13 protein-coding genes are annotated in these 13,813 nt (G+C 63.6%); 9 read left to right on the forward strand and 4 right to left on the reverse strand.

All coding sequences use genetic code 11. From position 1 onward, the window contains the following. The first annotated feature begins 380 nt into the window (after nt 1–380). From BMG03_RS09025 to BMG03_RS09040, 4 genes are read left to right on the forward strand one after another with little or no spacing between them, the layout of a single operon-like run. A complete protein-coding gene (locus BMG03_RS09025) occupies nt 381–1,238 on the forward strand; it encodes a cytochrome c oxidase subunit II (protein ID WP_075774618.1) in 858 nt (285 codons plus the stop codon). Further along, nucleotides 1,235–3,298, forward strand: coding sequence for a cbb3-type cytochrome c oxidase subunit I (locus tag BMG03_RS09030; RefSeq protein WP_075774619.1), 2,064 nt, complete (start codon nt 1,235–1,237; stop codon nt 3,296–3,298). Before BMG03_RS09025 ends, BMG03_RS09030 begins: the two co-directional genes overlap by 4 nt. Before the next feature lie 8 nt (nt 3,299–3,306). Beyond that, nucleotides 3,307–3,921, forward strand: a complete 615-nt coding sequence (locus BMG03_RS09035; protein WP_199224666.1) for a cytochrome c oxidase subunit 3 — start codon at nt 3,307–3,309, stop codon at nt 3,919–3,921. Continuing rightward, entirely contained in the window at nt 3,921–4,274 is a 354-nt protein-coding gene (locus BMG03_RS09040; protein WP_077701192.1) for a cytochrome o ubiquinol oxidase subunit IV, read from the forward strand. Before BMG03_RS09035 ends, BMG03_RS09040 begins: the two co-directional genes overlap by 1 nt. Nucleotides 4,275–4,374: 100 nt before the next feature. On the opposite strand, the gene BMG03_RS09045 is transcribed toward BMG03_RS09040, so the two are convergent. Together BMG03_RS09045 and mepK are read right to left on the reverse strand one after the other, a co-directional pair. After that, the gene (locus BMG03_RS09045; protein ID WP_077701193.1) at nt 4,375–4,956 is read right to left on the reverse strand and encodes a DsrE family protein; all 582 of its coding nucleotides are present in this window, start codon (nt 4,954–4,956) and stop codon (nt 4,375–4,377) included. Between the two features lie 201 nt (nt 4,957–5,157). Continuing rightward, the gene (gene mepK, locus BMG03_RS09050; RefSeq protein ID WP_075774621.1) at nt 5,158–5,712 is read right to left on the reverse strand and encodes a peptidoglycan L,D-endopeptidase MepK; all 555 of its coding nucleotides are present in this window, start codon (nt 5,710–5,712) and stop codon (nt 5,158–5,160) included. Between the two features lie 367 nt (nt 5,713–6,079). Here mepK and BMG03_RS09055 point away from each other — a divergent pair, with 367 nt between their 5' ends. Genes BMG03_RS09055 through BMG03_RS09070 form a run of 4 tightly spaced genes read left to right on the forward strand, consistent with a single transcriptional unit; the run spans nt 6,080 to nt 10,372 of the window. Next, the gene (locus BMG03_RS09055; RefSeq protein ID WP_077701194.1) at nt 6,080–7,720 is read left to right on the forward strand and encodes a L,D-transpeptidase family protein; all 1,641 of its coding nucleotides are present in this window, start codon (nt 6,080–6,082) and stop codon (nt 7,718–7,720) included. Nucleotides 7,721–7,776: 56 nt separating this feature from the next. After that, nucleotides 7,777–8,877: a UDP-3-O-(3-hydroxymyristoyl)glucosamine N-acyltransferase gene (locus BMG03_RS09060; protein WP_075774622.1), complete on the forward strand. Its 1,101-nt coding sequence runs from the start codon at nt 7,777–7,779 to the stop codon at nt 8,875–8,877. Nucleotides 8,878–8,885: 8 nt separating this feature from the next. Beyond that, nucleotides 8,886–9,167 (forward strand): acyl carrier protein, encoded by a 282-nt coding sequence (locus BMG03_RS09065; protein WP_075774623.1) that lies wholly within the window; start codon nt 8,886–8,888, stop codon nt 9,165–9,167. Then, on the forward strand, nt 9,167–10,372 hold the full coding sequence (locus BMG03_RS09070) for a beta-ketoacyl-[acyl-carrier-protein] synthase family protein (RefSeq protein ID WP_075774624.1): 1,206 nt from the start codon (nt 9,167–9,169) through the stop codon (nt 10,370–10,372). The genes BMG03_RS09065 and BMG03_RS09070 overlap by 1 nt, the downstream gene beginning before the upstream one ends. A 72-nt stretch (nt 10,373–10,444) precedes the next feature. Here BMG03_RS09070 and BMG03_RS09075 read toward each other — a convergent pair whose 3' ends face one another. Then, nucleotides 10,445–11,182 carry an invasion associated locus B family protein gene (locus BMG03_RS09075; protein ID WP_075774625.1) on the reverse strand — a complete coding sequence of 246 codons (738 nt, stop codon included), beginning with the start codon at nt 11,180–11,182 and terminating at the stop codon, nt 10,445–10,447. Between the two features lie 561 nt (nt 11,183–11,743). On the opposite strand from BMG03_RS09075, the gene BMG03_RS09080 reads away from it, so the two are divergent. Next, nucleotides 11,744–13,324: a helicase HerA-like domain-containing protein gene (locus BMG03_RS09080; protein WP_199224665.1), complete on the forward strand. Its 1,581-nt coding sequence runs from the start codon at nt 11,744–11,746 to the stop codon at nt 13,322–13,324. Here the strand turns inward: BMG03_RS09080 and BMG03_RS09085 are convergent. Then, nucleotides 13,316–13,702 carry a DUF6477 family protein gene (locus tag BMG03_RS09085; protein ID WP_244271015.1) on the reverse strand — a complete coding sequence of 129 codons (387 nt, stop codon included), beginning with the start codon at nt 13,700–13,702 and terminating at the stop codon, nt 13,316–13,318. The two genes, BMG03_RS09080 and BMG03_RS09085, sit on opposite strands and share 9 nt — an antisense overlap. Nucleotides 13,703–13,813 lie beyond the last annotated feature (111 nt).

Genomic DNA, 13,813 nt, shown 5'->3' on the forward strand with positions numbered 1-13,813 from the left:
GAGAGATTGGCCCGTTTGCCCCTGTGTTTCGATGCGCGCGTTCAAGCCCAACCCCCTTTATTTATTGGGAATTTTTTCGTGTGTCGCAGGACTGTGATGGAAATTGTGCATATATTTCATATGTTTGCGTCTGTTCCTGCGACAATTTGTCAAGACCGATTGACCTCAAGGGCGCTGCCCTAGAGTGGAAGGCAACGCGCGGGATGGGAGCCCTCGCGGCCTCCCCCGAGAGACCCCTATGCCCCCGCGCCAAGAAGAGGGAATAGGAAAGGTATTTCCGTGTTGTTTGAAAAATCTACAAGCGGCCCAGCCGCCTCGCTGCCCCGGTCCTCTTGACCGTCGCGGCTGCATGGCTGTCAGGTTGCGCGGAGAACGGGGTGATGACCCCGCTCGGGCCGGTCGCGGCCGGAGAACGCGCGCACTTGATCAGCTTCTTTCTCTGGATGCTGCCCATCACGTTGCCGATCCTGATCGGTACGCCGTGGATCGCGATGCGCTATCGCCGCCATGGCGGCAAGGGCAAGTACGACCCGAACTGGGCACACTCGGTTGGGGCGGAAGTCGTGATCTGGGGCGGTGCCACGCTCACCTTCCTCATCGTCGGCTGGCTCACCTGGGGCCACGTGCAGGGCGAAGACCCCTACAAGCCGACGGGTAAGGACCCGATGCATGTGAAGGTCATCGGTTCCGAGTGGAAATGGATGTTCATCTATCCCGGCAAGGTCGCCGCCGTGAACCGGCTGGTTCTTCCCGAGAACACCCCGGTCGAGTTCGACCTGACCGCGACCGGCGCGATGCAGAGCTTCTGGATTCCGCGTCTCGCGGGCCAGATCTATGCGATGCCCGGCATGAAGACGAAGATGAACCTGACCACCTCGGAGAACCCGTCGCAGACCTATGGCTTCAACAGCCAGTTCAACGGCGCGGCTTTCCCGCTCAACAAGTTCGAAGTGGACGTGGTGAGCCAGGATCAGTTCAACGCCTTCCTGCAAGAGCCCAAGCACCCCTTCGCCCAGCTCGAGAAGCAGTTCAAGAAAACCGCGACCTGGTCGGGGCCTGAACTCTTCGAGCCGCCGGAGACCGGTTTCTGGGACAAGGTGGCTATGAACCCCGACATGCTGACCGATGGTGGCGCCGCCATCCTTCCCGACAACGCGCCCGAGCAGAAACAGATCGATGACGCGATCCGCGACGAGCTGCATGTCTCGCAAATTCAACCTCAAGGGGACGCGCAATGAGTATTCTTGGTAGTCTCGACTGGAACGATATCTTCATCGTTCCCTTCTTTACGGAGCCGTCTCTGTCCACCGGGATCGCGGCCGGCGCCGGCGGCGTCGTCGTGCTCGGCGCGCTCGCGGTCATGGTTCTGCTGACCGTCAAAGGCTGGTGGAAACCGCTTTGGTCCAATTGGATCACTACGCTCGATCACAAGAAGATCGGCGTCATCTACATCGTTCTTGCCCTGATCATGCTGATCCGCGGCGTGCTCGAGGCGGTCGTGATGCGCGCCCAGCAGGTCTCGCCCGCACCGGGCTTCCTGTCGGTCGAACACCATGCAGAGCTGTTCTCGACCCACGGCACGATCATGATCTTCTTCGTGGCGATGCCCTTCCTGACCGGCGTCATCAACGTCGTCATGCCGCTCCAGATCGGTGCGCGCGACATGGAGTTCCCCTTCATGAACGCGGTTTCGCTCTGGCTGTCGATCGGCGGTGCTGCGCTCGTGATGGCCTCGCTCGTCGTCGGTCACTTCGAGACCGGCGGTTGGACCGCTTATCCGCCCTACACGGGCATCAAGCTGTCGCCGAACGAGGGCGTGGATTACTGGATCTGGTCGCTGGGCCTGACATCGGTGGGCTCGACGCTTTCCGGCATCAACTTCCTCGTGACGATCTACAAGCAGCGTGCCCCCGGCATGAAACTGTTCGACATGTCGATCTTCGCCTGGGCGACGCTGTGCACCGCGATCCTGATGATCTTCGCGATGATGCCGCTGACGGTGGCCTCGCTGATGCTGGCGCTTGACCGTCAGGCGGGCTTCCACTTCTTCACCGCCACCCAAGGCGGGAACATGATGAACTTCGCCAATATGTTCTGGCTGTTCGGTCACCCGGAAGTCTACATTCTGATCCTGCCGGCCTTCGGCGTGTTCTCGGAAGTCATCCCGACCTTCTCGGGCAAGAAGATCTACGGCTACACCTCGCTCGTCTGGGCCACCATTGCTATCGCAGTGCTGTCCTTCACCGTCTGGGTGCACCACTTCTTCACCATGGGCCAGACGGCCAACCTGAACGCGATCTTCGGGATCGCCACGATGACGATCGGCGTGCCGACGGGCGTGAAGGTCTTCAACTGGATGCTGACGATGTGGCGCGGCAAGCTGCGGTTCTCGACCGCGATGCTGTTCTCCACCGGCTTCATCTTCACCTTCGTGATCGGCGGGATCACGGGCGTCATGCTCGCCAACCCGACGATCGACTTCGCAACCCACAACTCGCTGTTCCTGGTGGCGCACTTCCACAACATGCTCATCCCGGGCCTGCTGTTCGGTATGTTCGCGGCCGTGAACTTCTGGTTCCCGCTCTGCTTCGGCTTCCGCCTGGACGAGAAATGGGGCCGTCGCAGCTTCTGGCTGTGGATGATCGGCTTCTACGGGGCCTTCATGCCGCTCTACGCGATCGGCCTGATGGGCGCGCCGCGCCGCATGGCCTTCTTCACCGAGCCGGCTTACTTCCCGTGGCTGGTGATCGCGATGCTCGGCGCGCTCTGCGTGCTGGCGGGTCTGATCGCGCAGGTCATCCAGATCTGGGTCTCGGTCAAGAACCGTGAGAGCCTGATGGTGCCGGCGGGCGATCCGTGGGACGGTCGTGGTATCGAATGGTCGCTGGGCTGCCCGGTGCCGGAATACGACTTCACCACCATTCCCGCGATGACCTCGCGCGAGCCGTGGGTCGATGCGAAGGAAGCGGGCAAGCGGATCATGGATCCGACCGAGTTCGTCGACATCCATCTGCCGAAGCCGACCGGTATGCCCTTCCTCGTGGGCCTCGTCGCGACGCTCTTCGCGTTCGCCATGATCTTCCAGATGTGGCTGATCGCGGCGGTGGGCTTCGTGGCCATGTGGGTGCTGGTGCTGATCCGCTCCTACGACACCGATTGGGAAGAAACCATCACTGCGGAAGAACTGCGTGAGGGCTATGAAGCCCATAAGCGCCTCGTCGAAACCACGCCGCAAATCCGGCTCGACGATGAGTTCACCACCAAGAACCGCGGCCTGATCATGGAGACGCAGGTATGAGTGCAACTATGAGCAACACGGGGGCAGCGCACGCTGCCTCCCACGATCACGGCCATCACGACAAGACGGGCACGGTGATCTTCGGCTTCTGGATCTTCCTGATGTCGGATCTCATCGCCTTCTCGCTGATGATCGCCAACTACGCCGATGCCGAATGGCACGGCATCGCGAACGGGCCGAGCCCGCATGAGCTGTTCAGCCTCGGCCTGCCCACGATCGAGACGATGGCGCTGCTGATCTCGACCTTCACCTTCGGCATCTGCACGCTGGGGATGAAATACGGCGCGTCGATGAAGCGCACCGTGGGCTGGCTCGTCCTGACGCTGGCGCTCGGCGCGATCTTCCTCGGGATCGAACTCTACGAATTCCACGAGTTCTGGACCGAGGGCAACACGCCGCAAGTGTCGGGCTTCCTGACCGCCTATTACTCGCTGGTGGGTCTGCACGGTCTGCACGTCACCTCGGGTATCATCTGGGGCATCCTGCTGATGGTTCAGATGAAGACCTTCGGGATGAACGACCTGATCAAGTCGCGCCTCGTGCGTCTGGGCCTGTTCTGGCACATGCTGGACATCGTCTGGATCGCGCTGTTCACGAAAGTCTACCTGATGGGGGTGCTGTGATGGACTATATCAACTCCGACGTCGGCATGGACTCGGCTGAGTACAAGCACGACATGGCGCGCTATGTCTGGGGCTTCGCCCTCTCGGTGGTCCTGACGCTCGCAGGCGTCGTGATCGTCGCGGGCGGCATGTTCTCGGTCGGTGTCGCATGGTCCCTCGTGGGGCTGCTCGGCATCGCGCAGCTGGTGATCCAGTTCTGGGCCTTCATGCACCTCGATTTCTCGAAAGAGGCGCGGCCGGACCTGTATCTGGTGCTGTTCACCTTCCTGCTCATCATCCTTATGGCCGCGGGCACCGTCTGGGTGCTGGCCGATCTGGCAAGCCGGATGGGTATGGGCGCCGGCAGCATGTGAGCCGAGGGGCCGGGGCCTTCGGTCCCGCGCCGCCAAGACAAAAAGAAACGCGGGCAGCGAAAACTGCCCGCGTTTTTTCATGTCCGCCTTTGCTGCGCGGTTACATCGGGAAAAGCTGGTAGCCTTGGCTCTCGAGCACCGGAACCGCCGCCAGCGCGGAGAGCGCCACATCCACATTCGGCCCGACCTGATCCTCGCTGAAGCCGTGATCGGCCAGCGCCTGCCCGCAGACGTAGAGCGTGACGCCTGCCTCCGCGAGCTCCTTCTTGAGCTTCGTGTCTGGATCATCGTTACCGAATTTCTTCTTATACGCTTCCGGCGAGAGGGCGAGCTTGGTCGCCGCGCCGTGCAGCACCACCGCGAACTTGCGATGCGCCTTGTCGACGCCCGCATTGCCGTAGACGTTGACCGCGCGCGCGACATGCCAGAGCGCCGCGTTCACGCCGTCTTCCATCGTCTTGTCGCCGCCGACGTCGAAGACGATCTTCCAGTCCTTTTTCGGGTCAGGGGTCAGCGCGCCATCGGGCACGGGATGCATCTTGCCGTAATCCTTCACGACCGGGTTGATCCATTCGGTCTGACCGGAGCCGGTTCCGGGATCGTCCGAGGCGGCATAGGCCATGGTGCTGCCAAGCGCGATCGCGGCGAAATAGGGGATGACGAGGCGGGCGGGATAGCGCATCGGGAAACTCCTCGGATTGCAGGTGCCTTCGGGCTGCGAAATCGCAGCTCAGGGACAATCCGGAGACGGGGGCGCACGTTCCTCTACGATTTCTCACGCGCGATCCAGTTTTTGTGAGCGCAGGTTCGGGCGCGAGAACGCAAAGAAAAACGCCGCTCGAATAAGCGGCGTTCAGGGTGGCCTAGACGGTGCAGGCGGGGCTCAGGAGCCCCAGTGCCGCACCGGACCGCAATCCATATGCACGAAGTTCGAGCGCGAGTACTTGCCCACGCCGCCGGCATGGCAGGCGGTCGCTGCCTTGTACATCTGGCTGACCGAGCGCGACTTCAGCCGCAGGTCCATCGCCAGCCCCTTCATGTGCAGCGAGTTCTTCGCGACGCCTTTCGAGCGGGCGCGCAGCATCGCGTTGGTCTTGGGCGAGCGATAGCCCGAGAGCAGCATGTAAGGTTCGTTCGATTCCATCAGGTTGTGTGCGGCCGCCGCGATGTCCACGGTGCGCGCGTCGATGTTTTTCAGCTGGTTGGTGCGCCAGTCGCGGGCGAAGTAGGTGATTTCCTTCAGCGCGTCCGGGATATACTCGCCTTCGATCCAGTAAACGGTGTCGAGCGTCTCGCCGGTACGACCGTTATACATCTTGATCCGTCGGATATCCCCAGCGCCCTTGAGTAGACCGAAAGCGTTACTCATGGTGGGGGCTGCCGTCACCATGGTCGCAGCAAATGCGCCCAGAAGGCCGCGCCGGGAAATCGTCGTCATAGCAAGTTCCTGTGTTCGCCTGTCTCTCGATTTACCCGCCCTGTTTCGGGCGGTTGAGGGATGGTAGACCCAAACTTCTCACTTCTTATGGCATAGACCGATTAATCGATAAAGAACGGAACTGATGCATCTTTGCCATAACGAGGCGGGTCGGCAAAAATTCGCCTGCCGGTAGTAAAAATCTCCTCACAGCCATGTGGGAGCGGCGCGAGGCCGCGGCCCCGGGTGGAGGAAAGGCGCTGTTGCGCGCCTGCATCTTTCCTCGGGCCTCGGCTCAATTCGTTGCGCGCAGGCAACGCTTCGCTGGACAGTTGCGGGTAAGTTTGGAACATCTGGAACGAAGGGTCCGGGCAGGGGTTAAGACGCCATGACGCGCAATTTCCGTAAGATAGGGCTGGCCTTCGCGCTGGCTACGCTCGCCGCCGGCGCCCAGGCGCAAGGCACTGCCCAGATCGCCGCCCAAGGGGCCATGTCGCCATTGGCAGGGGTCGAACTCTCGGGATTCACCCAAGCTGTCGCCGAAGCCGCCGCCAAGACTCCCGCCCTCGCCGCCTTCTACGCCGCGCGCGATTACCGACCGATCTGGACCGCCGCCGGGGATGCCGATCGCCGCGCGGCCTTCATGCGTGCGCTCGACCTGTCGAGCCTGCAGGGGCTGCCGACCGCGCATTACGATCCCGCGGGTCTGCGTGTCGCCTTCGCCGCCGTCCAGTCCGAGCGCCAGCGCGGTCTGCTCGAAGTGAAGATGAGCCAGATCTTCCTCGATTACGCGCATGACCTGTCGCATGGCGTGCTCGATCCGCACAGCGTGATTTCCGATATCAAGCGCGAACCCAAGCGCGCCGATCCCGAGGCCCGGATCACTGCCTTCGCGGCCTCGACGAACCCCGCGCTGTTCCTGCGCGAACTCGCTCCGCAGATGCCGCAATATGCGCAGCTCGTGAAAGCGCGTCTCGATCTGGAGCATCAGATAGAAGCGGGTGGCTGGGGGCCGACGGTGCCCGGCTCCAAGCTCGAGCCCGGCGACAGCGGGCCGGACGTGATCGCGCTTCGGAACCGGCTGCAGAAGATGGGGTATCTGGGCCGCACCGCCAGCGCGAGTTACGACGCCGATATGCAGAAGGCGGTGCAGGCCTACCAGGCCGATCAGGGGCTCGCGACCGACGGCATCGCCGGGCCGAGCACGCTGGGCGAGTTGAACAAGAGCCCGGAGGCGCGGATGAGATCCATCCTCGTCGCGATGGAACGTCTGCGCTGGATGAACGGCATCGATTTCTCGCAACGCTACGTCTGGGTCAACATCACCGATTTTTCGGTTCGCGTGGTCGATCATGGCAAGACCATTTTCCGCTCGGTCACCGTGGTCGGGCAGAATAGCTCGGATCGCCGCACGCCGGAGTTCTCCGACGAAATGGAGCGGATGGTCATCAACCCGGCATGGCATGTGCCGCGCTCGATCGTGACCAAGGAATATCTGCCGAAGATGCAGCGCAATCCGAACGCGGCGAGCCAGCTTCAGTTGATCGACAGCCAAGGCCGGGTCGTGCCACGCTCGGCGGTGAATTTCGTGGCTTATAATGCGAGCAACTTCCCCTTCGCGATGAAAGAGCCGCCATCGAGCCGCAACGCGCTCGGGCTGGTGAAATTCCTGTTCCCGAACCGCTGGAATATCTACCTGCACGACACGCCGTCGAAATCGCTCTTCCAGAAGGAGACGCGGGCGTTCAGCCACGGCTGCGTGCGCGTCGGCGACCCCTTCGATCTGGCGTATACCCTTCTGAGCGCGCAAAGCGACAATCCCGAGGCGGAGTTCAAGCGCATCCTCAATTCGGGGCGCGAAACTGTGGTGCCGCTGGAAAAGCACGTTCCCGTGCACCTGACCTACTTCACCGCCTGGCCGACCGCGACCGGCCATGTCGAGTATCGCCGCGACGTCTACGGGCGTGACGCGATCCTCTTCGACGCGCTTCAAAAGGCCGGGGTGGAATTGGGTACGCAGGACAGCTAAATCTCTGGCAACGGGGGCGGTACTCCCGCCCCCAAGCGACCATGAGAGGATCGGCCATGTCCCAGACAATCGAGCAAATCGCGAAGGCGCTGGAGGCCCGCGCCGAAGGCGACCTGACGATCGAGGTGACGGGAGCTTCCGAGCCCGCCGCTGCGGGGCCCGACCAGATCGCGCTGGCGATGAGCGAGAAATACGCCGAAGGTCTGCAAGCCGGGAAGGCCCGCGCCGCGCTGGTATGGGAAGGCGCGGATTGGCGCGCCTACGGGCTCGAGGCCGCGGTTTTCGTGACCCGGCCTCGGCTCGCGATGGCGGGGCTGTCGAAAGCCTTCGACCCGGGCCCCTCGATCGCCTCCGGCGTTCACCCCTCCTGCGTGATCGACCCGACCGCCGTGATCGGCGCGGACGCGGCCATCGGTCCGTTCACCATCGTCGGGCCGGACGTGCGGATCGGCCCGGGCGCGCGCATCGTCGGACAGGTCACGATCGGTGAGGGCGCCCGGATCGGGGCCGAGGCGCTGATCCATGCCGGAGTGCGCATCGGCGCGCAGGTGGTGATCGGCGACCGGTTCGTCTGCCAGCCCGGCGCGGTGATCGGCTCGGACGGGTTTTCCTTCGTCACGCCCGATCCCTCCGGCGTCGAGGAAATCCGCCAAACGCTCGAGCAGCGCGAAGAGATCACCGAGCAGAAATGGACCCGCATCCATTCTCTGGGAACGGTCGAGATCGGCGACGATGTCGAGATCGGCGCCAATACCTGCATCGACCGTGGCACCGTGCGCGCGACGGCCATCGGCTCGGGCAGCAAGCTCGATAACCTCGTCCACATCGGTCACAACGTGCAGGTCGGCGAGGATTGCCTGCTCTGCGGGCAGGTCGGTGTCGCGGGCTCCACCCGGATCGGGCACCGCGTGGTGCTCGCAGGCCAATGCGGCGTGTCGGACAATATCACCGTGGGCGACGACGTGATCGCGGCGGGCGGGACCAATATCTACACCAACGTGCCGAAGGGCCGCACGATCTGGGGCAGCCCGGCGGTGAAGATGGAAACGCAGCTCGAGATCAACAAATCTCTGCGCAGACTGCCGAGATTGTTTGCGCAAATGGCCGAGCTTCGAGAAACTGTTACGAAACTCACGCAAAAAGGCGGCACGGAGTAACGCCAGATATGAGGCCAGACGTGCAAGACCAGGTTTTCTCGATCATCGCCCGCGAAGCCCTTCGTGAGCCCTCCGAGCTTTCGCCCGAAATGACCCTCGACGAATTGGGGCTCGACAGTCTCGGTCTGGTGGAGGTGATCTTCGCCATCGAAGAGACGTTTGACGTTTCGGTGCCTTTCAACGCCAACGAGCCCGCCGCCTCGCAATTCGACATGTCCTCGATCGGGGCGATCGTCGGCGCGGTGGAGCGTCTCGTCTCGGGTGGCAAACCCTCGACCGCCGTCGCCTGATGCGGCGGGTCGTCATCACGGGCGCGGGCACGATCAACGCGCTTGGAGAGGGCGTTGCGGCAACCAAGACGGCCATGGCGGAGGGGCGCAGCGGTATCGGGCCGCTCTCCTTCGTTGATGTGGAGCGGTTGAGCATTCGCATCGGCGGCCAGATCCACGGCTTCGATGCCACCAGCCGCTTCACCTCGGCGCAGCTCGCGCAATACGATCCTTTCACCCAATACGCGCTGGTCGCGGGGGCGGAGGCGATGGCTCAAGCCGGGCTGGAGCGCGCCCCCGATCCCGCGGCCTGGGGCTGCATCATCGGGTCCGCAGGCGGCGGGCACACGACCGCGAATAACGCCTATCGCGCTGTTTTTGCAGATCAAAAGAACCGCGTGCATCCGCTGACGGTGCCCAAGCTGATGGCCAATGCCGCGCCCTCGCACCTCTCGATCCGGTACGGGCTGCAGGGGCCGAGCTTTGCCGTTGCCACTGCCTGCGCCAGTTCCAACCACGCCATCGGCCTCGCGTTCCAGATGGTGCGGTCGGGCATGGCCGAGGGGATGCTCGCGGGCGGCTCTGAGGCGATGCTCAATTTCGGTGGGCTGAAAGCGTGGGAAGGTCTGCGGGTGATGTCGCCCGATGGCTGCCGCCCGTTTTCGGCGGATCGCAACGGCATGGTGCAGGGCGAGGGCGCGGGCGTTTTCGTGATCGAGGCGCTGGAAAGCGCCGAGGCGCGCGGCGCGCGGCCCTTGGCCGAGATTGCGGGCTTCGCGATGAATTCCGATGCGCGTGACGTCGTAATGCCCTCGCGCGAGGGGGCGAGCGCGGCGATCTCCGGCGCGCTGCGCGATGCGGCTATGGCGCCTGAAGAGGTCGGCTATATCAACGCCCACGGGACCGGCACTGCGGCCAATGACCGGATCGAAACAGCCGCGATCCGCGCGGCGCTAGGCCCGACGGCCGATCAGGTCGCGGTTTCCTCGACCAAGGCGCTGCACGGCCATTGCATCGGCGGCACGGGGGCGGTGGAGCTGATCGCCTGCCTGATGGCGCTTGGCGACGGGGTGATCGCGCCGACGGCGAATTACACCACGCCCGATCCCGACTGCGATCTCGATTACGTGCCCAATACCGCCCGCAAGGCACAGGTCGGCGCGGCGCTGTCCAATGCTTTCGCCTTCGGTGGGCTCAACGCGGTTCTCGCGCTGCGTGCGATATGAAAACGCCGCGCCCGGATCGGGCGCGGCGTCTTTGAACTCAAATGGTTATGAGCCGAAGCTCATCCATCCAGCTTACTGCTGAACGCCATTTTCCTTGTTGGTTTTCACGGTTTCCTCGAAGGCCTTGGTGAAGCCCTTGAGCGAGATATCCGCTTTCACCTTCTGCTGCGGGTTGGCCAGCGGCGTGATCGTGATCGTCGCCTTGCTGCCTTTCTTGAGCGAGTCCAGTTCGGCCTTGCTGACACCGAAACGGGCGAAGCAGCCCATCATCCGCGGGTCGCAGAAGGAATAGGGGTAGACCATCGGCTTGCCGCCATCGACCTGCATCACGAGGTTCTGCGACAGGAGCGTCTGGATCGGCACCATGATGGTGAGGCCGGCTGCGGCCTGGCTGCCATCGGGCAGGCCGATCACCGAGATGTCGGCCACGTTGCCGCCATTCTGGTCCTTGATCACCTGGTACATCTGGCAGGGATCCTTGCCGTCGGGCGACTTGGCGCATTGCAGCTCCCAGTCTTCGTAGGTCGCCTTGACGTAGGTCTGCGGCTCCTGCGGCTTCTGGGCCTGCTGGTCGGCGCCGGGCATGGTCGGGGCGTCCGCAGCCGCATCGGGCGCGGTCTGGCCGTCGGTCGCCTGATCGGTGTTGGTCGCATCCGCAGCCGGGGCCGTCGTGCCATCGGCGCTTGCGCCTGCGGTCGCATCCGCCGACGGGGTCGTGGAGGTGTCGCTCGACGTAGTGTCTTGTGCCCAAGCCCCGCTTGCAAGGCCGAGGGCCAGAGCGAGGGCGAGCGGTTTCGTCAGTTGAGACATATTACTCTTCTCCTGAAACGTATTGGGCGAAGGCTTAACACGGGTCCGCGGCGCTGTCAGTGATGAATTCGGCAGCCGCGCTCACGGATAGGCGGCATGCTGCCACAGTTTCGTGAGGTGCCGGGACGCGCGCGTCGGGCTGGCTGTGAGCGGAAAATGCCGAGAGGCTCGGAGGGGCGATTCATCCGCGACGGGCGCGGGTGTGACGGGGCGTTTCGGGGCCACGATAGCGGGGCTTTCCAAGCGAAAGGGGCCCGTTCAGGACCCCTTCCTTTTCCCCCTGTCGGACTGGCCGACTTCGTCATTGACGCCACGCTAGGCTGTAATTTTTCACAGGTCAACAGGCAAAGTTGAGGAAGTGTTACGCGCGGTGAGGGGATGAGGCGCGCGGCGCAATCCCTTGGCATGCAAGAAAAAGACCGCGCCGAGGAGGGCGCGGCCAGTCTGACAGGGAGGAAGTGCCCCCGTCTGCGCAAAAGCGTAACCCGAGGGCAGGATCACACTGGCGCAAAGGGGTTAAGATAGTATTGTCTGAGCCGGGATTTGTTTGGCGAGGGCGAAATGACAGGTGTTCTGACCGAAGAGGGCGTGTTCGTTGGTGGCGGCGGCGAAGGCTACGCGACCCCGCAGGAATTGAAGCTCCAATACGGCAACCGTCACGGGCTCGTGGCGGGCGCGACGGGCACCGGAAAGACGGTGACGCTGCAGATCCTCGCCGAGGGATTTTCGCAGGCGGGCGTGCCGGTCTTCATGGCCGATGTGAAGGGCGATCTTTCGGGTATCGCGGCCTCCGGCTCGACCGAGGCCAAGCTGCATGACGCCTTCATGGAGCGCGCGCAGACGATCGGCTTCGATCTGGACTACCGCGCCTATCCGACGGTCTTCTGGGACATGTTCGGCGAGAAGGGCCACCCGGTGCGCACGACCGTCTCCGAGATGGGGCCGCTGCTGCTGAGCCGGCTGCTGGGGTTGTCCGAGGCGCAGGAAGGCGCGCTTAACATCGCCTTCCATATCGCCGACAAGGAGGGGCTGGCGTTGCTCGATCTCGATGATCTGCGCGCGATGCTACGCCATATCGGCGAGCGCGCGGACGAGATCGCGCTGGAATACGGCAATGTCGGCACCGCGACGATCGGGGCGATCCAGCGCGACCTGCTGGTGCTGGAGAACCAGGGCGGCGGGCAATTCTTCGGCGAGCCGGCGCTTGACCTGACCGACCTGATCCGGACCGATGAGAACGGGATGGGCCAGATCAACATCCTTGCTGCCGACAAGCTGATGGGAAATCCGCAGCTCTACGCCACCTTCCTTTTGTGGCTGCTTTCGGAACTGTTCGAGGAACTGCCCGAGGTCGGCAACCCGGACAAGCCGAAGCTCGTGTTCTTCTTCGACGAGGCGCACCTGCTGTTCGACGACGCGCCCAAGGCGCTGGTCGACAAGGTAGAGCAAGTGGCGCGGCTGATCCGCTCTAAGGGGGTGGGCGTGTTCTTCATCACCCAGAACCCCGGTGACGTGCCCGACGGCATTCTCAGCCAACTCGGCAACCGGGTGCAGCATGCGCTGCGGGCCTTCACCGCGAAGGATCAGCGCGACCTGCACCGCGCGGCCGAAAACTACCGCGCCAATCCGAGCTTCGACACCGAGATCGCGATAAAGGAGGTCGGCACCGGCGAGGCTGTCACCTCTTTCCTCGAAAAGAAGGGTGTGCCGGGCATGGTCGAGCGCACGCTGATCCGCCCGCCGCAATCGCGCCTCGGCCCGCTTAGCGATACCGAGCGCGCCGCGGTAATTGCGGAAAGCGGTTTGGGCGACAAGTATGACACGCCGGTGGATCGCGAGTCGGCGCAGGAAATCCTTGCCAAGCGCGCCGAACTGGCCGCGCGCGAGGCGGCGGAGGCGGAAGCGCGCGAGAAGGCCGCCAAGACCGCCGCGGGCCGCTCCGAGCTCGATGCGGGGTTCGAGAATTTCAACAACGCGCGGCGCTACGATCCGACGGCGAAGTCGAAGCCGACGCGCAGATCCTCGAGCCGATCCGATACGATACTCGAGACCTTTGGCAAGAGCCTCGCGCGTCAGCTGGGCACCAAGACGGGCCAGACGATCGTGCGCGGGGTTCTCGGCTCGCTCTTCAAGTCACGCTGAGGCTGACATCGATTTTCGGGCCAGCCGGGCTTCGGCGAGCAGGGCGATCAGCAGTTCAAGATGGCGGGCGACCGAGTAGGTGGCCTCGCCCGCGCGCCGCGCCTGATCGAGCGCCATTTCCTCCGCCATCAATGCGCGCAGCGCCGCGCCGGGGCGCGGCAGCTCGCTCATCCGCATCACACGCTTGAGGTCGCGTTTGCGGCTGTAATCGCTCAGTCCGAAGCGCGCGGCGCGGATCAGCAGGCGCGGGCGACGCATTCTCGCGACCCCGGCGACGGGATCGGACGCGACGCTAGCGGGTGCCGTGGTGTCGACGAGATACAGTTGAGCGGAAGGGCGGAGAGCGGGCTTGGTTTTCTGGCGAAATGCGGCGGTCATCGGAAACTCCCTTGAGGTGAGATCCCGAGCGTGACGCAGCTTCGCACGGTGTTGCGCAAATTTCGGCGTCAGCGCGCGCCCGGCAAAGCTTTGTTTAGGAAGTTTAAGGAA

This window comes from Thioclava nitratireducens (assembly GCF_001940525.2).
In the GTDB taxonomy this organism is placed as follows: Bacteria; Pseudomonadota; Alphaproteobacteria; order Rhodobacterales; family Rhodobacteraceae; genus Thioclava; species Thioclava nitratireducens.